The organism is Umezawaea sp. (assembly GCF_036375055.1).
Taxonomy (GTDB): Bacteria; Actinomycetota; Actinomycetes; order Mycobacteriales; family Pseudonocardiaceae; genus Umezawaea.
Map to the genome: position 1 here is coordinate 295,415 of NZ_DASUSQ010000046.1, position 20,420 is coordinate 315,834.

Genomic DNA, 20,420 nt, shown 5'->3' on the forward strand with positions numbered 1-20,420 from the left:
GAACGGGTGCTCGCGAAGTGCGCGCGAATCACTCGTCCTGCTGCCGCGGCCCCACCGTGCGGCGGCCGCCGCTGACACTGGTCTGCAGATCCTCCGGGCGCAGGAACCGCCGCAACCAGCTGTCCACGGTGGCGATGAGCGAGTCGAAGTCGTCCGGCAGCTGGTTGTCGTACATGACCAGCACCTCCTGGGCGAGGCCGGTGGCCAGGACGTTGCGAACGGCGCCGACCTGGGCCTCCAGAGCGTTGTAGGTGCTGGAGGTCTGGCCCTCTCCGGTGATCGGGATGTCGACGTCGAACGAGTCGATGACGGACTGGATGAACTTCCGCGCGTCGCCGGCGTCCACGCTGTCCAGTGTGTCCCGCACCCGCGTCCACACCCGCCGGTCCTGGTTCTGCGTCGACGAACCCTGCTGGGCCCTGGCAACGACCCGGTCGATCAGCTCCTGGTCGTCGGTGTACTCGTTCATCATGGCCGAGAGTTGCTGCCTGACCCGGTTGATCGACTCGTTGGCGATGGCGTCACCGGCCCACAGGTTGTACGGGTTGTTCGACAGCATGGTCAGCACCCTGGCGACGGTCGAGCTCAGGCTGTCCCGCAGCTGCTCCGACGTCGTGCTGCTGGCATGGGAGGAACCGTGCTCGGACGCCACGTCGATGTCCATCCCACTGCCCGGCGGCGACTGCTGAGCGGCGGGCGGGGCGTCGGCCATGGTGACGTTGCTGGACTGGCTGTTGGCCGCGTCGCCGTTCTCGCTGCTGTGCGAGCTGGCCGCCTCGGCCTCGTCGAGCTCCGCCCAGGTGGCGACCGAGTCCAGGGTGTTCAGGAGCGTCCGCATCCGCTGTCTGATGTTCTCACCGGGGGTCAGCGCGGCGTTGAAGGCGTTGCGGAACGCACCGCGCATGGTGTGCCAGGCGATGATGTGCCGTCGGTCCTCGTCGTAGCCGGTCACGATCTGGTTGGCCCTGGTGTCCCAGCCGGGGCGGCCTCCGACGGTGACCTCCGCGCCCGTGCCCTCGTCCGTCGTGACCCGGTTGGTCACCACCTCGACGTCGCCGCTGGAGTTGCTGCGCCTGCGCACCAGCCACTCCATCAGGGCCGTGCTGAACTCCCGGAGGACCGCGTCGCCCTCGAAGAGGTTGGAGTCGATCATCCCCCTCAGGTCGTCCGTGGCGGCGGCGAGGGCGCCGCCGCCGTGAGGCATCACGAAGACGTCGTACTGGCCGTACGCCATGCGCACCACGTCGCCGCGGAGCAGCTGGTCCCAGGTGATCGTGGCGAACCCGGTCCCGTTCCCCTGGTCCGTCAGCCTCGGGTCGATGCCCCTGCTGATGTTCAGCGCCTGCCTCCGGGTGCTGGCGCCGCTGCCGCTGGGCAGCGCCACCGGCACGACCAGCAGCATGGACAGCAGCCTGTTCATGATCTGGGTGCCCGCGTCGGCGTCGAGGCCCGGCTGGACGTCCGCGATCCTGGCCCGCTGGACCGGTATGCCGCCGCCGTGGTGATGGTGTCCGGACGCGCCGCCGTGCCGGGGCGGCTCGCCGCGCAGCGCCCTGGTGGCGTTGGCCTCGGCCTCCTGCTCGTGCCGGTCGGACGGGTCGCTCATCCGCATCCCGTTGCCCTGATCGGTGCCCTCGACCCGCCCTTCGGCCTGCTGGCGCACGTGGTCGAACTCGTGCAGCAGCGTCTTCCAGTCATTCCCGCCGCGGCCGAGCACCACGTGCCTGCCCGTGGTGTAGGCGCGGGCGCCGATCTCCTCCGTCGAGCGCTCCGCGGCCTGTCCGGTGTGCAGGCGCACCCCGGACAGGTCCACGCCCAGTCGCGCCTCCGCCTCGAACCGCACGTCGTCGGGCACCGGCCGGCCGGAGCCGCTCACCGCGTCCCGCACGCTCGCCCGCCGCACCTCGGCCTGCTCTGCCCCGGCCTCGTCGAGCACCGACTGGACGAGGCCGGTGGTGGCCGTGTTGCCGACGAGGCGCTGCAGCCTCAGCACCTCCTCCGCACCGCGCTCGGCTCCGTCCGGGATCTGCGGAGACTGTGCCCGGTGGCAGGTCCCGCCCTCGTGCTCGTGCTCGTGCTTGTGCATCAACGCCTCCCGCGTCGGAAAGAGCAGGTCACCGCGTCACCCCGAACCACGGCCCGAACTCGCTCTCCAGCACGAGCCTGCCGAGCTTGCGGTACTCCTGGTGCACCGCCGCCACCACGTCGGCCATGGCCACCGGGCGGTCGGAGGCCGCCGCCTGGTAGGCCGCGGTCACCGCGCACGCGCGGATCGAGCCGCCCGCGAGTTCGAAGCGCTCCGCGCAGAACGCCAGGTCCACGTCCCCGGCCCGCGGCAGGGCCGGGCCGAGGCAGCGGTCCCACAGCGCCAAGCGGTGCTCCGCGTCGGGCAGCGGGAAGTCCGCGATCACGTCGATCCGGCGGGTGAAGGCCTCGTCCACATTGGACCGCAGGTTGGTGGTCAGCACCGCGATGCCGTCGAAGGACTCCATGCGCTGCAACAGGTAGGCCGACTCGACGTTGGCGTACCGGTCGTGCGCGCTCTGGACCTCCGACCGCTTGCCGAACACCGCGTCGGCCTCGTCGAACAGCAGCACCCCGTGCACGCCCGCGGCCTCGGTGAAGATCCGTTCCAGGTTCTTCTCCGTCTCGCCGACGTACTTGTCCACCACCGTGGACAGGTCCACCACGTACAGGTCCATGCCGATCTCGGCCGCGACGACCTCGGCGGACATCGTCTTGCCGGTGCCCGACTCGCCCGCGAACAACGCCACCACGCCCCGTCCGCGACCGCCGCCGGGGCGCATCCGCCACTCCCCCAGCACACGGTCGCGGTGCCGGGCCCGCACGACCAGCTCGGCGAGCTGCCGCCGGGTCCGCTCGGGCAGCACCACGTCGTCCCAGCCGACGGCGGGCACGATGCGCCTGGCCAGCCGGTCCAGGCCCGCGCCGTTCTGCGCCCGCACCCCGGCACGCACGTGGCGCAGCCCGACCGGCTCGCCCTCCACGGTGGCCAGGTGGCCTGCCACGGCCACCACCCGGTCGATCTCCTCGGAGCCGAGCCGGTAGCCGGCCAGGTTCGGCAGGAACGCGGGTTCGCCGCCGAGCGCGCGCGTCCACCACGAGGCCCGCTCCGCGGGCAGCGGCGACGCCACGGGCACCGACAGCACGGGCCGCGCGGTCCACCGGGGGTCCCAGTGCTGCCTGCTGTGCAGGACCACCGGCAGGTCACCCGCCAGCGCGACCAGCTCGCGCAGGGCCCGCGCCCCGTCGGGCGCCAGCGGCTCCAGCGGGCCGAGCACCACGCCCGCTCCGCGCAGCCGGGCCTCGCGGACCACCGCGGCCAGCTCGGGGCGCTTCCGGTCGGCCAGCGCCGCCACGTCGAGCACCACCGCGCCCCGTCCGGCCGCGGCCAGCGCGCCGACCGCCGCCGGGCCCGCGCCGCCGCCGGTGTCGCGCAGGTGCACCGGGGTGATCCCGGCGCGCAGCCCCGCGCCGAGGCGCTCGGGCAACTCCTCCACGGGGGCAGCGGCCGCGGGCGCGATGCGCGCGAACTCCGCCACCTCCGGGTCGGGCGCGTCGTCGCCGAGCAGGTGGGCCACCACCCGGTCGGGTACGCGCAGCGCCCTGGACAGCGCGGGCGCCGTCGGGTCCTGCACCTCGACCAGGCCACCCGCCACCAGGGGTGCGCTCGCCGCGAGGCGGAACCGCCCCGGTCCGGCGATCGGCTCGCCGCACAACCGGAGCGCCAGGCCCACGGTCGCCCGGCGGCGCGTGACGTCGTCGTTGAGGTAGCCGTAGAGCCGCTCGAAGCGCGGGTCCACGTCGGGCGCCACGGCCACGAGCAGCAACTCCAGGTCGACCGGTGCCAGACCGAAGCCGGCGGCCAGCCGGAGGAGCCGGGGCCCCGCGTCGGGCACGAGCGCGGCCAGGGCGTCCAGTTCGGGGTCGGGCTCGGGGACGTGGAGCGGCGGTTGCCGCGGCGCGGCCAGCACTCCCCGGACGGCCTCGGGGGTGAGGTACAGGCCGCGGTACGGATCGTCCGGCGCGGGGTCGACGGCGCGCAGCGCCGCGACCGCCTGCCGCACCCGCCGCTCGACCGCGCTCAGCCGTGCCCACAGGTAGACCAGGTCGGCGCTTTCCGGGGACGTGGCAGGCCCCGCGTCCTCCTGTGCCGGTCGGACGACCACGCCGGTCATCGGATCGCCCCTCCGCGTCGCCTCCTGGACCCCGGCGCGGGTTTGGGCCTGGTGGCCGCGAACCCGTCACCACCGGCGGTCGTCGGTCCCTCGTAGCGCAGGCGGCGCGCGCGCTCCCCGGACTGCGCCGCCGTCTCCAGCACCACTCCCTCGGTGACCGGCGGGCCGGCCTTGGTCCACTCGCCCGCCAGCGGCGCGATGACCTTCAGGTCGATGGACGGCTTCAGCTCACCGCCCAGCGCCGACCACATCTCCGAGGTCGCCCGCCCGTCCGGCGGCTGGGCCGAGTTCAGCAGGACGCCCAGCCCCAGCTCCGCCAGCGACCCGGTCAGCCACTCGTTCGCCATCCGCTCGACGCGCACGAGGTTCGCCAGCACCTCCGACAGCAGCCGGTGCTCGTCCTGCGGGCGGTTGGTCCACGCCGTCACCAGGTAGGCCAGCTCGAACCACCGCGCCGGGCCGTACCACCCGGTCAGCACGCCCTCGTCGTCGTGGACCTCCACGCCGCCCGCGTGGCGGCGCATCACGTCCTCGCGGATGTCGTGCAGGAACACGTTGACCGTGGGGGCGTTGCGCCGAGCGGCCCAGTCCTTGGTCGGCGCGTCGAACGACAGCTCGCCCCCGCCGCCGGGCACACCCGCCGCGACCAGCATCCGCCGGATCGCCTCGTCCACCTCGTGGATCACGGGCACCTCCTCCTCGTCGTCGGGTTCACCTGCGCGCCACCATGTCCGGCGGCCCGATGGACCCCGGCACGACCAGGAACGGCGTGGTGACGGGGCGGAAGCCGGGGCCGGTCGCGGTGATCGTGCGCGGCCCGGTCTGGTCCTTGGACAGGATCAGCAGCTGCGCGGTGAACCGGCCGTCCGCGCGCGGCGACGTCGGTGCGGCGGAGGCGGTGATGCCGGGCGTCCAGGTCAGCCGGACCGGAGCGCCGGGCGGGAAGTCCACGCCTCGCACCGAGGTGACGAACCCCGGCTCGCCGATCGGTGGCACGGCCACGATCCTCGGCTGGAGCACGGTCATCGGTGCGGCGGCGGTGTTGTCGTTCGGGTTGGCGTCGGTGCCGGTGGTCCGCAGCACGCCGCGCACCTCGGTCCGCACCGCCGCGGTGGGCGCGAGCACCACCTGCACGACCTGGGTGGTGCCCGCCACGAGGTCGGGCAGCACGCAGCTGGTCGGCGCGCACCCAGGGGGCACGGCCGCCACCGGCACCCGCGCGGGCAGCAGGAAGTCCAGTCGCAGCCCGGTCGCCAGGGAATCGCCACCGTTGCGCACGGTGTAGGTGACCACCGCCCGGCCGCCGACGTAGGACGGGGCGGGTTGCACCGAGACGGCCAGGGCGGGACCGGCGGGCGGGACGGGCGGGGGCGGCGGCAGCGTGGTCGTGGTCCGTGTGGTGGTCGGCGTGGTCGTGGTGGTCGGCGGCTCGCCGACGGTCACCACGGTGTTGTCCGCGTTGTCCGACGGCAGCGCGTCCAGCACCGCACCGGCCACCGACGAGTCCAGCCGGTGCGTCCCCGGCACCACGCCCACCACGTCGGCCACCACCTCCACCGACGTGCCGGGGGCCACCACGCCGAGGTCGCACCGCGACTCCTCGACCGCGCACGTTCCGCCCGACGCGCGCAGTCCGACCAGCCGCAGCCCGGTGGGCACGGCCACGGTCAGCACGGTGCCCGGAGAGGCCGCCGGACCGCGGTTGAGCACGGTCACCGGGATCGAGGCGGTCCGGCCCGCGTCGACCGACGCCGCAGGCGGCGCGTCCACCGAGAGGTCGACCGACTGCTGCCAGGTGGGTTCCTTCTGCCTGCCCGGCAGGTGGGTGGCGATCCGGTTCAGGGCCCCGGTGCCGGGGTCGAGCACGGCCAGCTCCTCCGGCGACCGGGCGTCGCCCGCCCGCCGGGTGGTCAGCGCGATCCGGCCGTCCGCGGCGTACGCGGCATCGCGCGGTTGGAACGGCCCAGCAGGGTTGATCACCGGCGCGGCGCACGAGCCGCCGCCGAGCAGCACCTCGCAGTTCAAGTCCGCCAGTCCCACCCGCAGCAAGCCGTCGAACTCGCGGTTGAACACCAGCTCGCGCCCGTCCGGGCTGAACGCCGAGCTGTCGTCGGTGACCGGGCAGTCGCCGCCGCACACCAGCGCGCTCAGATCGCGCTGCTGGTCCAGCGTCCCGGCGCGCGCCGTCCAGATGTGGTTGTCGCGGACCTCGCCGGTGGGTCCGTCGGTGATGATGCCGCGGGTGAACGCGAGCGCGGTCCCGTCCGGCGACCACGCGGGCTGGGTGTCCTCCTGGTCCGAGACCTCCGGCGGCGGCCTCAGCACACCGGCCACGGCGCCCGTGGCGGCCTCGACGACCACGACCCGGCTCTGGCCGCCCGCAGGCCGCAGCCCGCCGGGAGAGCGTCGCGCGAAGGCGATGAACCGGCCGTCGGGCGAGAAGCCCGCGTCGAACTCCCAGTCGGCGGGCTGCCGGTCTGCGACGGGCACCCGGCGCGGGTTGCCCCCGTCCGCGTCGACCAGCCACAGGCGCTGCACCCGTTGGCCACCCTCGTCCTCGAACCGGCTCAGCAGGATCTGCCGCCCGTCCGGCGAGTACGACTGGCGGGTCGTCCACGGGTCGAACCCGGCCCGCGGCCGGAACAGCAGGTTCGGGTCGTCGACCGCCTCGGGGTCCTCGCGCAGCACGGTCACACCGAGGTCGCGCGGGTCGGAGCCGTCGGGGCGGATGTCCTGGAGGGTCGCGGTGAACCAGGTGGGAGCGCTGGTGCGGGAGACCAGCAGCCGCGGCACGGAGCCCTCGACCTGCCAGCTCGGGGAACTCAGGTGCCGGTCCTCACCCAGCAGCAGGTCGGGCGGCGCGGTGAGCGGCAGGCCCGGCGTCGTGTCGGCGCGGTAGACCTTCACCGCGTTCGGGTCGGCGGGGCAGCTGCAAACCTGGTCCAGGCTCAGGAACAGCAGGCGCGAGCCGTCGGGCAGCCACGCGGGCCAGTGGCCGCGCCACGCGGCCTGGTCGCCGCCCAGCAACGGGGTGCCGACGCCCGTGCCGGTCAGCACGCGCACCCGCGGCACGTCGCCCACCCGCAGCGTGTAGGCGATGCGGCCGTCGACCGGGTTCCACGCGGGCTCGCCCGCGTCGCCGTTCGGCTCGTCGGTCACCCTGGTGACCGCTCCACCCGCCACCGGCATCCGGTAGACCTCCCGGTCGCCGTCGCGGTCGCCGGAGAACGCGACCTGCGTGCCGTCAGGGGAGAACGTGGGCCACGACTCGTCGGAGTCGGTGTCGGTCAGCCGCCGCGGCTCGCCGCCGTCCACGCCGACCAGCCACAGGTCGCCACGGGAGCCGAACACCACCGTCCGCAGGTCGGGCGACAACTGCGGGTGCGCCGCGTCGTGGCCCTCGGTCAGCGCTCGCACGCCGCCGCCCGCGTCGCGCAGGTACACCTGCGGCCGGGGTTCGTCGCGCAGGCTGGTGAACACCACCAGGTCGCCGCGGGCGGACACGTGGTCGTCGAAGTGGGCGGGCCCCTCGCCCAGCAGGGGCGTGGTCGGGCCGAGGTCGTCCGGCTGCGGGTCGACCACGTGGCCGAGGCTGCGGTGCTCGGTGCCCGCGAAGGCGATGCGGCCGGTCACCGGCTCCCCCGGCTGGGCGGACACCTCCGGCGGGCCGACGACGTCACGCACCACCGCGATCACCCCGCACACCACCACGACCGCCGCGAGCACGGCGAGGGTGCGGGTACGCGCCCTTCTGGACAAGGTTCCACCTCCGGTCACGGACCTGTCGCAAGCGATCGTCGCCGCGCGCGGCGAGCGCCGGGGAGGTCCGGTCGGGCAGGGTCAGGGAAGACCCGTGGGCCGTTCGGGCAAAGGGGAGTCCGGGGCGGCGCTCAGATGAGGCCGTGGCGCATCACGTAGCCCACGGCGTGGGCCCGGTTGCGCAACTGGAGGCGAGTGGTCACCTCGTGCAGCACGTTCTTCACGGTCCGCTCGGAGAACGACATCCGCGCCGCGATCTCGGCGGTGTCGCACCCCTCCGAGATCAGGCGCAGCATGTCCGCCTCCCGAGTGGTCAAAGTGGACAGTGTCGGCCCGTTCGGGTCGAGCACGCTGCGCTGCAACCGGCTCACGTGGTCCAGCAGCAGGCCCAGCAGGTCACCCGGCAGCACCGCCTCGCCCTTGTCCAGCGCGACCGCCGTGGCCACCAAGCGGTCCTGGTCGGCCTCGGCGCGGCGGACCACCGCCGCCACCCCGCAGTCGATGGTGGTCTGGAGCGCGTCCTGGTCGAAGCGGCCCACCACGACACCGGTGCGCGTGCCCGACGAGCGCCGCAACCGCCGCAACAGCGCCGCCGCCGCCTCGTCCACCTCGTCCACCACGACCAGCGCCACCGCCGCACGCTCGCGGTCGTGCGGGTCGAGCACCTCCACCTCCGGACGCGGGCGCAACTGGTACGCGACACCCGTGCGCAGGACCGGGTCCTCGGCGTACACCGCGACCGGGATCCTCGTCATGACAGCCTCCCCTGGCGAGAACCGGATCGACGTGGCGGTCCTCTCACCACCATCCTGCGCACCCGGACCGGGCGCGGGTCGGCGCAGCGACCGCCCGTGCACTTGTTTGCCCCCGGTGTGCCCTTTTCTCCCTGTCTCAACGGGTTCCGCCCTGCCTACCGTTCGACCGGTGACCACAACGACCGAATTCGGTCTCCCGACCGTGGTAGTCACCCCCGGTTCGGAGGCGAGCACAACGTTGACGGTGCGCAACGACAGCGACATTGTCGAGGCGTACGAGTTCGAGGTGGTGGGCGAGTGCGCACCGTGGACCTCCGTCGAGCCCGCGCGGCTCTCGCTGTACCCCGGCACGTCCGACCAGGTGGCCGTCCTGCTGCGTCCGCCGAGGTCGTCGGAGGTGCGCGCGGGTGAGGTACCGCTGGGCGTGCGCGTCCTCCCGGCGGAGCGCCCGGAGTCGGTGGTGGTCTCCGAGACCACGGTCGTGGTCGAGCCGTTCCTCCAGCAACACGCCGAGCTGGTGCCCGAACGCCGCCGAGCCTGGCGCAGCGCGCGTTTCCACGTCGAGGTGCACAACGACGGCAACACCCCGATCACGGCGGCCCTGGTCGCGGCCGAGTCCGACGACCAGCTGCACGTCACCGTGCCCGCGGAGCCCACGACCGTGGACCCTGGGGTGCGGGTGGAGCTGCCGGTGCGGGCGCGCGTCGGCAAGGTGCTGTGGTTCGGTTCGCCGCTGGCCTGGCCGGTGCGGCTGACCACGACCTCCACCGCCGCCTCCGCGGTGCTGCCCGCCTCCGGCGAGGCCGCGCAGTCCGAGGAGCTGGAGGGCGAACTGCTCCAGCTCCCGGTGTTCCCCAAGTGGCTGCTGGCGCTGCTGGCACTGCTGCTGGCGCTGCTGCTGGCGTGGCTGCTGCTGGTGCGTCCCGCGGTGCGGAGCGCCGCGCGCGAGGCCACCGACGACCGGGCCGGGGAACTGGTGGAGGCGGGCAGGCAGGAGGCCGCCGCTGCCCAGAACGAGCAGCCGCAGCAACGACAACAGGGTGGCGAACAGCCCCCGAGCGGTCAGCAGCAGGAACAGCAGGGGCAGCCGGGACAGCCGGGGCAGCGCGATGCCGTTGGCGGCGAGCAGAGCTCCAACACCATCGAGGTTCGCACCAACACCGGCGACCAGGGCACCGGCAGCTACGTCGTGCCCGCCGGGAAGGTCTTCCGCATCACCGACCTCGTGCTGGCCAACCACCAGGGCGACGAGGGCGTGCTGACCATCGCCTTCGGCGAGCGCACGGTGACCACCATCGCGCTGGAGACCTTCCGCAACCAGGACTACCACTGGGTGACGCCGATCGACGTGCCGGAGAACAGCACGGTGAGCGCGACCGTCAACTGCGCCCGGCCGGGCACTCCGGCCAGCGGCCAGCAGGCGCCGAACTGCCTGCAACTGCTCAACGTCAGCGGCGCGCTCGCGGACGTGCCGCAGGGCTGACCGGTCGCGAACCCGCGGTGGTCCGGACCCGCGGCGGGTCGGGTGCCGCGGGTCCGGCGTTCGCGGCCCGGCAGACCCTCGACGTGCTCACCGGTCACGTCGGGATCGGCCGGACCGCGTCGACGACCCGGCCGACCACGTCGATCCCCGGTGCCACCGCTCGTGGTCCGCAACCACGACCCGCGGCCGAACTTCTCGACGACCGCCACGGTGATCCGCGGCTTCCGCCGTCCCGCCGCCATCGCCGCACGCCGTCGCCACCACGGGCAGCGCCCGTCCCACCGCGCGCCCCCGCGCCGTCACCAGGTGATCACCCGTCAGGTCGGCGCGTGGCGCGGTGACAGGCCGGTGCGGACTCCCGTTCCCACCGCCGGACACCGCCCGGAGGGCCGGTCAGTCGCGGCGGCGGTTCCACTCGTCCAGCAGCGCGTCGATCCAGGCGCCGAGCAGCTCGGCCGTCTCGCGGTCGCCGCAGAGCAGGTGGTGGTGCAGTTCGGCGCCCGCGGCCGCCAGTTCGACGCACAGGTCGAGCGCGCCGAGGTCGAGTCGGCCGAGGTCGGACTCGCTGACAGGCGGTTCGGGCATCGCGGGCTCCGACGCGTCCGGTCCGGGGCAGGTCATCGCGGGCGCCCGGAGTTGCGTCCCGCGATGCGCAGGGCCTCGATGTACTTGGGCAGCTCGACCAGAGCCCGTTCCCAGCTCTCGGAGTTGAGCTGCCCGGCGAACACCGAGTCGACCACGAGCCGGTCCACGTCGGGCGCGACGTCGTCCCCGGACACGTCGCGCAGCTTGCGCGACAACTCCAGCCTGCGCAGCCGCGACCGCACCTCGTCCAGGGTCCGCTCCAGCTCGCCGATCACACCCCGCGCCTGGTCGGGGTCCAGGACCAGCCACCCGCGTCGGGCGAGCTGGAGGAACAGGTCGCCCGCGAACCGCTCCGGGGGGAGGGCGCGACCCACGTCACCAGTCTCCCCATCGGACCACACGTCCATCACGCCCTCCGCGCGGGAACCGGTCATCCCAAGGATCCCGATCCCCAGGTTCGCCCCGTACCAGGGATGTGCCCCGACCCCATCACACCGCGCGCGGTAAAGAGAAGCCCAGGCCGCACGGTGTGCCTGTCCTTACCCATGTTCTGCCCGCGGGGCAGCGCGATCCGCCGCACCGGTGCACTGCTCCTCACCGCGGGCTTCGATGCCGAGGCCCGGCTGTGGACTGCGTCGACCCCGTCGTCGTCCGCCGCGTCGAGCGTCGTCTCCGGGCACACCAACACGGTGTGGGCTGGCGCTTTCCGCCCGCACGGGCACGTCCTCGCAACAGCCTTCGAACCCGTGGGCACCACCCGGTCGACCGCCACGTCCGGCTGGTGCCCCGGTGTTCCGCTGGTCGAGCAGGTGGCTTCTTCACCATTGATTCCTCACGGCTCGTCCGTCGATCGTGAACAACCCCGCGTCGGTAGACCTTTGGTGCCGCGGACGGCTGAACCGGGCCGCTGCTCGGACCAGCTGACGAGGAACACCTGACGAAGGGGGACAGATGAGGGCACCTTGGTGCGAGCACTTCTCGCATCGAGCGCTCGTCCTGCTGGTGTCCGGAACCGCGCACCACGGCCCCGTCCGGCACGAGATCTCGTCCGACGAGACCGTGGCCCCCGTCAACTGCTCCTGCGCGGCCCAGGCGGTCGCGAACGGCGAGGTCGCCGGATCACGTCGCACACCGGGGCGCGATTCCGGATCGCCCGCGCAATGGCTCGGGTTCGCGGCACACCGGAGATCCCGAGGGGGGATCCGAGCCGCCGCACAGGCGGCAACCACGAGTTGTACGAACAAGGGGAGATTTCGGCATGTCGAGCACCAGACGAACATCGATGATCTTGCTGGCCCTCGTGGGCGTGCTGAGCGGGATGCTCAGCGGCACGGCGAGCGCGAGCGAGGACGGGCCCGCGGAGGCGTACGCGCGCATGGTCCAGTCCGGCCGGTTGTCCGCGGCGGATCGCGAGATCCTGCTGCGCAGCCCCGAGATCGCGCGGACCGTGGTCGATCCGGGCAGGACGACGGTCGAGCAGCACGTGCGACCGGCCGACGGGAACGAGCCCGGCGTCCAGTCGGGGTGCTGGATCGGGGAGGCGTCGGTCGACGGGTACTACGTCCTGGGCGAGTGGGCGTTCACCTTCACCTACCGGGTCGACTGGTGCGAGGACGCCAACGTCGTCCTCGGGGTCCACTACCGACAGGGCAGTACCCGGCTGAACACCTTCATGAGGGACAGGGGCGTCTCCGAGAACTGGGTCACCCCCACACCGTCCCGCACCGTGACGACCAAGTGGAAGCAGCACGTGGAGAACTGCCCGTTGTTGTTGCCGTGCACGTGGAGCAACTACCCGTACGTGGTCTGGCACCTGACCGCCGACCCGTTCGGGACCGACTGGAGCGAGCGGGGGATCGAGGGCTGATCTCGGTGCCTGCCGCCCGTCTCGGCTGGCGGCAGGCACCGGCCGCGCACCGGTGGTGCGGGAAGGACCGGTCGGCGGGTCCCGCGTTCGAGCGCGGCTCACCTCTCACCGCGAGATGGAGATGTTGAACGTCGCGGTTCCCAGGGCCCTGACGGTCGCGAAGAACAACGGGGCGGCGTGCTCGGTGGCCAAGGCGGTGTCGACGCCGCCCAGGTCCAGGACGCTGCTCCCTGGCCATCCCAGGTCACCGAGCAAGCCCGTGACGACGGTCTTGGCCGCGCTGTCGTCGCCGCTGACGAAAACGGTCGCCCTGGGAAGCGACGCCAGCGGGTCGACCATGATGGTGAAGTTCATCGTGTTGAGCGTCTTCACGACACGGGCACGGGGGAACCGTGCCTGCACCTGCTGGGCCACGCTGTCGCCGGGGTAGGCCATCGCCATCCCGGGGGTGAAGGCGGCCGAGGGGTCGAGCACGATCCTGTCGGCCAGCACGTCATCCCCGATCTCCTCCAGGGCACCGAGCACGGCCGTGCCCGGGATGGCGGTGACGACCACGTCGCTGGACGCGACGGCCTCGCGCGGGCTGAGCGTTCCCGCTCCACCCGCGCGCGTCCGTGATCCGTGGACGACGTGGTGACCGGTGGACGCCAGTCGTGTCCCCAGTGCCGTACCGACCTTGCCCGTGCCGAGGATCGCGATTCTCATGGGTTCTTCCTGTGGTGGTTCGGACGGTCGAGCGACGAGGAGCCGGACGTCCCGGCTACTTGGTTTCGACCTTCGCCAGGGGCGTCTTCCGGGTTTCCAGGGCTTTCACGGCGATGTCCCAGGACGTGTCGCCGGGGAACAACCGGGACCGCAGGTAGGCCCACACCAGCGCCCGCAGCGCGGCGACCCGTTCGGGGTTCTCGTCGGAGGTCTCCGCGGCGTCGTAGCCGGAGATCCCGCCGAACAGGTGCTGTGCGCCCAGGAAGGTCAGCAGCGTCTTGTTGCCGCCGGGGCTGTGGGTGTAGGCGTCCCAGCGGTAGCTGAGCCGGGAGGAGAAGTGGGGGTTCAGGTCCTCGTCGCCTGCGATGACGAGCGCGGCGCCGGTCATCTGCCCGAAGTCGATGAAGTTCATCATCGGGTAGTGCTCGGCGGCCCACGGCGAGAAGTGCTCGTCGGCGATGCCCGGTCCCCCGATCACGACGCCTGCCTTGACCCTGGGATCGGAGAGGTCCTTCTCCCGAGGGTCGTTCGGGTCGAGCACCCGCGAGCCCAGCAGCAGCGAGACCGTGTGCCCACCGGCCGAGTGCCCGACCGCGGCCACCTTCTCGGTGTCGACACGGCCCGGCAGCCCCGGAACCGCGGCGAGGACCTCCTCCAGGTGGTCGAGGACGACGTGCATGTCGGTGGCGCGGTCACGCCAGAACAGCGACGCGTCGGGCAGGTCCTGGTCGCGCAGCCCGAGCACCGTGGAGTCCAGGTGCGTCGGCTGGACGACGACGAACCCGTGAGCGGCCCAGAAATCCGCGACGGGGCCGTAGCCGCGCAGCGAGGAGAGGAAGTTGGCCATGCCGTGCCCGTGCGAGAGCAGGATCACCGGCAGGTCGGTCCCGGTCACGGGCGCCGAGACCTTGATCTCCAGCGGCACGGGCCTGCCCGGTACCTCCAGCGAGACGGGGCTGTAGCTGACGAGGGGGGTGGGGTCGCTGACCGGGAAGCCTGCGGCGTCCGCGTAGGACACGCTCATGGTTGTTCCTCTCGGGCCGTTCGTCCGTGAAGCCGTTGCTCGACGGACTCGGTGGGTGATCGACTTCGACCACCCGGCAAAGATTGCCATGGACGGCAAGTTTGCACAAGGAGGCATTTTAGCTATGGAGTGCATGTATGCTGGGGCCTGCGCGGGCGGTGACCAACGGAGTGCGGGGAGTGCGACGGTGACCAGTGGCGGTCCAGGACTTCGGGAACGGTCGAAAGCACGACGCCGGCGGCTGATCCTGCACACGGCCCTGCGCCTGTTCACCGAACACGGGTACGAACGGACGACGATCGCCGACATCGCCGAGGCGGCCGAGGTCGCGCCGCGGACCGTGACGGGCTACTTCCCGTCGAAGCTCGACTTCATCACCGAGTGGCCCGCGTCCATCGAGCGGCGGGTCATCGCGCTGCACCAGGAAGATCCCACCGTGGAGTTCATCGATCTGGTGGACAGGTGGTGGCACGACCTGCGCGACAACGTCGACCAGGAGGAAGCCGCACTCACCCGCGCCATGGCCCTGGCCAACCCCGGCGTGGTCGCCATGGCGGAGGCCGAGGTCTCACGACGAACCCCCGGAACAGGCTTCCCCTTCGACGGGAACGATCGCGACGACCTGTTCGGAGCCGCGGGTCGAACCGCGATCAGGGGCGTCAACCACGTGTTCCTCCGCGGCGTCGCCGAGGGCCGCATGACCGACGAACTCCACGACGACCTGCTGCGCCTGATCCGCGCCATCGCCGACAGCACCAACGTCGGCCACGGCTCGCTCAAGCTGGACCCCTAGCCGGAGCGTCGCGCCCCCAGTTCCCGGTCGCGGCCGAGTTCGCGCGACAGGGGTTCCCCCCGCTCCGAGACCAGGCCGGCGGACCGGGACCCGCCGCACCGCGAGGGCCGCCGCGGTCGATCTTCGCAGCCGGCCCTCGCGGTGAGGTCTCAACGGGGTTCGGCGGGCGGTCGGCCGGAACGGGCCGGCACGGTCTCGCACCAGCAGGCCGTCCTCGGTCCGCGCACCGCCACCGCTCACTACGGCGGCTCCATCACGGCCTCACCCCCACCGTGCTGGACGACCCACGACCCCGAGGTGGTCCGCGGCGCCCTCAAGCGCCAGGGCGAGACCCGGACCCGGTGATCCGCTCGACCAACTCGTCGCGGTAGGCCTGGGCGTCCCGCAATTCCGGTTCGGAGCCGTCGGTCCGCGCGAGCGCGCCTTCGAGGATCCTCAACGCCTGCCGCTCGTCGCCCTTCGCGTCCGCCAGCCGTGCCGCGTTCTCCACGGCTTTCGCGAGCTTGGTGCGCGCCTCGGGTTCCTGGGCGGCCTTGTGGATCCGGATCCAGTTGCCGCCCGGATCGACGACGGTGAACCCGGTGTACCGGTCGTTGCGCAGCCGGGGCCTGGTCATGCGCGGGATGCCGGAGATGAGCAGTTTTCCGTGCACGGACCGCATCCCCGCCGCGAAGGCCTCGAACAGCTCGCCGGTGTCCTCCACGATGACCAGGCACGTGCTGTACGACTGCGCCGGGTCGTAGTCGTCCATCCCGAAGAAGTGCAGGTTGATGTCCTCCCGTCGCACGGCGACGTGCGGGTTCGGCCGCGTCTGCCGATAGGTGACCTCGAAGCCGAGCATCTCGTAGAAGGACGTGATCTCGTCGATGGACGGACAGGGCAGGAGCGGGATCGTCAGTTCGTTCGCCACCGCTCGAAACTAAGTCCGGCCCCGCCGAAACGACACGGAGGTATTTGCTCAAGCGAACAGCAGGACGACTCCCCGGCGACGACACCCCAGGGCCGCGTCCGCTTTTTCGCAGCGGACTCGACCAGCCCCAGCCCGTCGGGCCGCGCCGCTACACGGCTTGGGCGGTGGAGAGCGGTGCGCCACCGAGGATCCTGTCGCGCAGCTCCGCGGGCGTCAGGGCGGCGTCGGCGAGCGGCCCCGAGAACGCGGTGGCCGCCGCTACCGCGAAGAAGGTGGCTCGACGGCGGCGAGCACCACCTCGCGCACGAGGAAGTGGATTGCCGAAGGGTGAGCTGGTCGGGACTTTCGGCGCACCGCATCGTCCGATGCTCGCCGCGGGGGAACCGGTAGCCGCGGGCCAACGACCCATCTCCGTGGCGAGAAGCGCCAGAACCGGGTGGAGTCGCGACCTCGTCGCACCCCGTCACAGCGGACGGCGCAACCCGTCCAGCACGAGGGTGATCACACCGTCGGCCTCGACCCGCCACCCAGGGCGGTCGTGGGCCGCACTGATGCCGTGCAGCGCCATCATCACGGCACCGGCGTCCACGTCGTCGCGCACGGTGCCCTCCCGCACGGCGGCGGCCACCAGGTCGGTGACGGCCCGCTCCAGCTCCCGACTGCCTTCGGCGAGGGCGTCCGAGCGGGTGGCCATGAGCGTGGACAGCGTCCGGGCCAGGCCTACGTGGGCGGCTATGTGGTCGACCATGCCGCGCAGGAAGGCCGCCAAGGCCTCCGCCGCGGGCAGCACGGCCCGCAACTGGCGGAGACGGTCGCACAGCGCGGCGATCTCGCCGTGGTAGACCGCCTCGGCCAGCGCCTCCCGCGTGGGGAAGTGGCGGTACAGCGTGCCCGTGCCCACGCCGGCCAGACGGGCGAAGTCGTCGAAGCGCAGGTCGAAGAAGCCACCGGCGTCGAAGACCTCACGGGCCGTGGCGAGCAGGGCGTCGCGCTTGCGCTGGGCATCGGCCCGGAGCGGCTTGTCGACGGTCATGCGCTACCTCGCGTTGACAAGTGGAGATGGCCTCCATGTTCTCGGTAGAAGTGGAGATGTTCTCCACTTAGATGGTACCCCACGAGCGCACGAGGAACGGTGGGCGTCCATGGGCCATCCAGGGCTACATGGCCGACCTCATCGCGGAGAAGGAGGAGAACCCGCCGGACGACCTGCTCGGGCGGCAGATCGTCGAGCTGCGCGCGAACGGCACCTACCGGAGGTCGGCACTGGTCAACACGGGCTTGCTGCTGCTCGTCGCAGGCCACGAGACGACGGCGAACATGATCTCGCTGTCGACCGTGGCGTTCCTGCGCAACCCGGAGCAGCTCGCGATGATCAAGGCCGACCCGGCCAAGACGCTCAACGCGGTCGAGGAGATGCTGCGGTACTTCACGATCATCGACGTGGGGACGGCCCGGCTGTGCGTCGAGGACGTCGAGGTCGGCGGGCAGCTGATCCGCGCGGGCGAAGGCGTGCTGGCGCTGGGTCATTCGGCCAACCGGGACCCGCGGGCGTTCGAGGACCCGGACGACCTCGACATCGAGCGCGTCGCCCGCCACCACGTCGCGTTCGGTTTCGGGCCGCACCAGTGCCTGGGCCAGAACCTGGCCCGGATGGAGCTCCAGATCGTGTTCGGCACGCTGTTCCGACGCGTCCCCGGCCTGGAGCTGGCGGTGGACGTCGACGAGCTGCCGTTCAAGGACGACGCGAACGTCTACGGCCTCTACCAGCTCCCGGTGACCTGGTAGAGGACGAACCGCCGTCCCACCTCAGCAGGAGCGGCCCATGAAGATCACCGTGAACGGCGGCGAGTGCGTCGGTGCCGGACAGTGCGTGCTCACCGGGCCCGCGACGACTCACCCTGGCGCGTGACACCAAGCAGGAACTCACCACCGCCAGCGACGCGGTCACGCCACGTCCGACCGGACCGCCTCCTCCACCGCACCCACCACGGTGAAAACGCGGTCCAGGTCGGTGAGCTTGATGGGCCTCAGCACGCGCCGGTCGGAGGCGACGACCACCAAGGACACCCGGTGCTCCTGGCAGCGTTGACGGGCGGTCAACAGCGAGGAGATGCCCATCGAGTCGAAGAACGTCACGTCGGTCAGATCGGCCACCACGATCTCCGGCGCGGTCACGGTCGCCGCGGCCTCGGCGAGGGCTGTGTCCATCAGGTCGACGGTGTCCAGGTCGACTTCACCCACGATGTGCACGACCAGCGCGTTGTCGAGTTTTTCACTGCTCACCGTCAGTGCCTCGTCGTCCATCCCGCGGTCCTCCGATGCCTGGGTTTGGTCGCACCCGCGCAGGTCGCGGGTGCGAGCAAATCAGGTGGCTGGCTGTGGTAGCCGCCCGATCCGGAAGTGCACACAACGTCGCTCCGACCGTACTCGGTGACCCTCGACCACGCAGCCCCGGTCGGGTCGTTCGTTCATTCGCCCTCGGATTCACCTCCCCCACGCCGAAGGAGAAACACGGTGAGTGACCGCCAGCGCCGCGAGACGATCCGTCAGGCCCCGACAAGGCCCGATCGTGGCGTGATGTGACGCGGTACCCGGCGCAGGGGCGCGCCGGCACCCACCGAAGGTCTGTAACAGGTCCCCCACCGCGGCCGACAACGATCATGCCGCACTCCCCCTCCTGACATGAGGTTCCTCCATGACCACACCTGGCCGGCAGGCGCCGAAGCGGCCCGCACCCGTCAACGGCGACGAGCCGACCGCGAAGCGGGCCAAGCTCGATCCCACCGCAACGCAGGCCGACGTGGTCATGATCCCGGAAGAGATGCCTGACGGCGGCTTCCCGGTTCTCGACGGCCTCCCGGAGCCGGTGCGCACCAGGGTCGAGGGATATGCGAAGCGCCTCCTCGGCCACCTGCACACCCGGCCGGAACTGGTCGACGAGCTCCACCACCGCTACGCCGCCGCAGCCGCGGAAGAAGCGGGCGACAAAGAGCTCGGCGAGCAGGTCGACACGTCCGGTTCCCTGACCACGACCAAGGCCGTCGAGAAGAAGGTCGCCGACAAGGTCGAGCAGGAGGCCGGGGCGAAAGCGCTGTCGCACACCGCCAAGGGGAAGTGGCTGGACAACGGCGTCGCCTCCGGTGCGGTCCCGAAGAACAACATCCGGGACCGCCAGCTGGCGAACCAGATCTCGGCCGTCGTGCTCCAGACCGACGGCAAGGGTTCGTCGGAGATCGAGGTGATGCTCATCAACGGACGGATGCTGATCAGCGCCAACGAGAAGGCGGTGGTGGCGAACCTGCACGGCAAGCGGCTCGGCGACATGATCGACGGGCTCAACCACGCCCAGCTCAAGCCCCACGTCAAGTCCAAGGCGCGCAAACTCGCGGACCTCTACGACGTGCTGCACGGCCGGAACTGCCCGAACGGCGAGAAACGCCTGGCCCAGATCGCGGTGGACTGCCTGATCTGGCCGAAGCAGCAAGAACCGGTCAAAGCCGCGTTGGCGACGTTGCTCGCGGACGCGCCCATCGTCAACGGCGGCCCCCCGGCGAACGCGGCGGCCGCCCTGGTGGCCACGCGCCACGCAGGGCACGTGATCGCGGTCGACGGTGAGGACGCCGCAACGAAGAAGCAGGTCTCCCAGAAGGGCCCGGACGGCAAGGTCGCCAAGGACTCGATGGGCAAGACGGTCATGGTCACCGTCGCCGCACGGACCCCGAAGTCGCACGCGGAACAGAACTTGGTGCTGACCCAGGTGCTCGCCGAGCACACCGGCCCGTCGGCGGTGGCGGGCGGGAAACGGCCCTGCACGGTCTGCTACCTGTCGTTGAGCCTCGTGCGCAACCAGGGTTTCGCCGACCTGCGGTTCAGCAACCGCTCCGGTGGCTTCTGGAAGACCACGACGGTCGGCGCCCTGACCACGATCGCCAAGGCGCTCCGCATGGACAAGGACGCGATGGTCATGGCGTTGGACCAGATCCCGTTCAGCACCCACTACGTGACCGACCTCGACCGCCTCGCGGCCAGGAGCACGCCGGTGGCCCGGCTGCGGGACGCCCTCTCCCTCTACAACACGAAGACGGTGTCGCCGTCGCAGAGCCAGGTGGACGAGGACTTCATCGTCGACGAGTCCGAGCACTCCGAGTCCGAGCACGCCGAGTCCGCGAGCGAGGACGAGGACTGGTTCGGCGAACACAGCGAATCGGACGAGGCCGTGGAGGCAACCGACGGAGCCGAAGGAGAGCCCGAGGACGAACTCGACGACGAGGAACTCGACGACGTGATCGACCTCGAAAAGGTGGAGTAGGGCTCCGGACCCGGTGCGCGTCCGCGGTCGC

At 71.8% G+C, this 20,420-nt stretch carries 16 protein-coding genes and 1 pseudogene; 5 read left to right on the forward strand and 12 right to left on the reverse strand.

Translation table 11 applies throughout. The features are described from left to right. Nucleotides 1-28: 28 nt before the first annotated feature. From VFZ92_RS14635 to VFZ92_RS14655, 5 genes are all read right to left on the reverse strand, one after another. A complete protein-coding gene (locus VFZ92_RS14635; RefSeq protein WP_330876449.1) occupies nucleotides 29-2,086 on the reverse strand; it encodes a DUF4157 domain-containing protein in 2,058 nt (685 codons plus the stop codon). A gap of 28 nt (nucleotides 2,087-2,114) precedes the next feature. Further along, the gene (locus VFZ92_RS14640) at nucleotides 2,115-4,199 is read right to left on the reverse strand and encodes an ATP-binding protein (RefSeq protein WP_330876450.1); all 2,085 of its coding nucleotides are present in this window, start codon (nucleotides 4,197-4,199) and stop codon (nucleotides 2,115-2,117) included. Further along, nucleotides 4,196-4,885: a DUF4255 domain-containing protein gene (locus tag VFZ92_RS14645; RefSeq protein ID WP_330876451.1), complete on the reverse strand. Its 690-nt coding sequence runs from the start codon at nucleotides 4,883-4,885 to the stop codon at nucleotides 4,196-4,198. The genes VFZ92_RS14640 and VFZ92_RS14645 overlap by 4 nt, the downstream gene beginning before the upstream one ends. Nucleotides 4,886-4,910: 25 nt before the next feature. Continuing rightward, nucleotides 4,911-7,958 carry a hypothetical protein gene (locus tag VFZ92_RS14650; protein WP_330876452.1) on the reverse strand — a complete coding sequence of 1,016 codons (3,048 nt, stop codon included), beginning with the start codon at nucleotides 7,956-7,958 and terminating at the stop codon, nucleotides 4,911-4,913. A gap of 131 nt (nucleotides 7,959-8,089) precedes the next feature. Next, the gene (locus VFZ92_RS14655; protein WP_330876453.1) at nucleotides 8,090-8,713 is read right to left on the reverse strand and encodes a helix-turn-helix transcriptional regulator; all 624 of its coding nucleotides are present in this window, start codon (nucleotides 8,711-8,713) and stop codon (nucleotides 8,090-8,092) included. Between the two features lie 244 nt (nucleotides 8,714-8,957). Here VFZ92_RS14655 and VFZ92_RS14660 point away from each other — a divergent pair, with 244 nt between their 5' ends. Beyond that, a complete protein-coding gene (locus tag VFZ92_RS14660) occupies nucleotides 8,958-10,196 on the forward strand; it encodes a hydrolytic protein (RefSeq protein ID WP_330876454.1) in 1,239 nt (412 codons plus the stop codon). A gap of 393 nt (nucleotides 10,197-10,589) precedes the next feature. Here VFZ92_RS14660 and VFZ92_RS14665 read toward each other — a convergent pair whose 3' ends face one another. After that, nucleotides 10,590-10,781 carry a hypothetical protein gene (locus tag VFZ92_RS14665; protein WP_330876455.1) on the reverse strand — a complete coding sequence of 64 codons (192 nt, stop codon included), beginning with the start codon at nucleotides 10,779-10,781 and terminating at the stop codon, nucleotides 10,590-10,592. Nucleotides 10,782-10,813: 32 nt separating this feature from the next. After that, entirely contained in the window at nucleotides 10,814-11,155 is a 342-nt protein-coding gene (locus tag VFZ92_RS14670; RefSeq protein WP_330876456.1) for a hypothetical protein, read from the reverse strand. 908 nt (nucleotides 11,156-12,063) lie between these two features. On the opposite strand from VFZ92_RS14670, the gene VFZ92_RS14675 reads away from it, so the two are divergent. Then, nucleotides 12,064-12,648, forward strand: a complete 585-nt coding sequence (locus VFZ92_RS14675) for a hypothetical protein (RefSeq protein ID WP_330876457.1) — start codon at nucleotides 12,064-12,066, stop codon at nucleotides 12,646-12,648. A 105-nt stretch (nucleotides 12,649-12,753) separates the two neighbouring features. Here the strand turns inward: VFZ92_RS14675 and VFZ92_RS14680 are convergent, their stop codons facing one another. Further along, nucleotides 12,754-13,353, reverse strand: coding sequence for an NADPH-dependent F420 reductase (locus tag VFZ92_RS14680; RefSeq protein WP_330876458.1), 600 nt, complete (start codon nucleotides 13,351-13,353; stop codon nucleotides 12,754-12,756). Between the two features lie 55 nt (nucleotides 13,354-13,408). Continuing rightward, nucleotides 13,409-14,377 (reverse strand): chlorophyllase, encoded by a 969-nt coding sequence (locus VFZ92_RS14685; protein ID WP_330876459.1) that lies wholly within the window; start codon nucleotides 14,375-14,377, stop codon nucleotides 13,409-13,411. A gap of 55 nt (nucleotides 14,378-14,432) precedes the next feature. Between VFZ92_RS14685 and VFZ92_RS14690 the strand changes: the two genes are divergently transcribed. Next, nucleotides 14,433-15,170 (forward strand): helix-turn-helix domain-containing protein, encoded by a 738-nt coding sequence (locus tag VFZ92_RS14690; protein WP_330876460.1) that lies wholly within the window; start codon nucleotides 14,433-14,435, stop codon nucleotides 15,168-15,170. 313 nt (nucleotides 15,171-15,483) lie between these two features. On the opposite strand, the gene VFZ92_RS14695 is transcribed toward VFZ92_RS14690, so the two are convergent. Both VFZ92_RS14695 and VFZ92_RS14700 read right to left on the reverse strand, forming a co-directional pair. Then, the gene (locus VFZ92_RS14695; RefSeq protein ID WP_330876461.1) at nucleotides 15,484-16,080 is read right to left on the reverse strand and encodes a hypothetical protein; all 597 of its coding nucleotides are present in this window, start codon (nucleotides 16,078-16,080) and stop codon (nucleotides 15,484-15,486) included. 463 nt (nucleotides 16,081-16,543) lie between these two features. Then, the gene (locus VFZ92_RS14700) at nucleotides 16,544-17,113 is read right to left on the reverse strand and encodes a TetR/AcrR family transcriptional regulator (protein ID WP_330876462.1); all 570 of its coding nucleotides are present in this window, start codon (nucleotides 17,111-17,113) and stop codon (nucleotides 16,544-16,546) included. A gap of 116 nt (nucleotides 17,114-17,229) precedes the next feature. Here VFZ92_RS14700 and VFZ92_RS14705 point away from each other — a divergent pair. Beyond that, nucleotides 17,230-17,865 (forward strand): annotated as a pseudogene (locus VFZ92_RS14705) (cytochrome P450); the annotation flags it as partial. Between the two features lie 159 nt (nucleotides 17,866-18,024). Here the strand turns inward: VFZ92_RS14705 and VFZ92_RS14710 are convergent. Next, nucleotides 18,025-18,384, reverse strand: a complete 360-nt coding sequence (locus VFZ92_RS14710; protein WP_330876463.1) for an STAS domain-containing protein — start codon at nucleotides 18,382-18,384, stop codon at nucleotides 18,025-18,027. A gap of 391 nt (nucleotides 18,385-18,775) precedes the next feature. Between VFZ92_RS14710 and VFZ92_RS14715 the strand changes: the two genes are divergently transcribed. Then, complete coding sequence (locus VFZ92_RS14715) at nucleotides 18,776-20,389, forward strand: hypothetical protein (protein WP_330876464.1); 1,614 nt, start codon at nucleotides 18,776-18,778, stop codon at nucleotides 20,387-20,389. Nucleotides 20,390-20,420 lie beyond the last annotated feature (31 nt).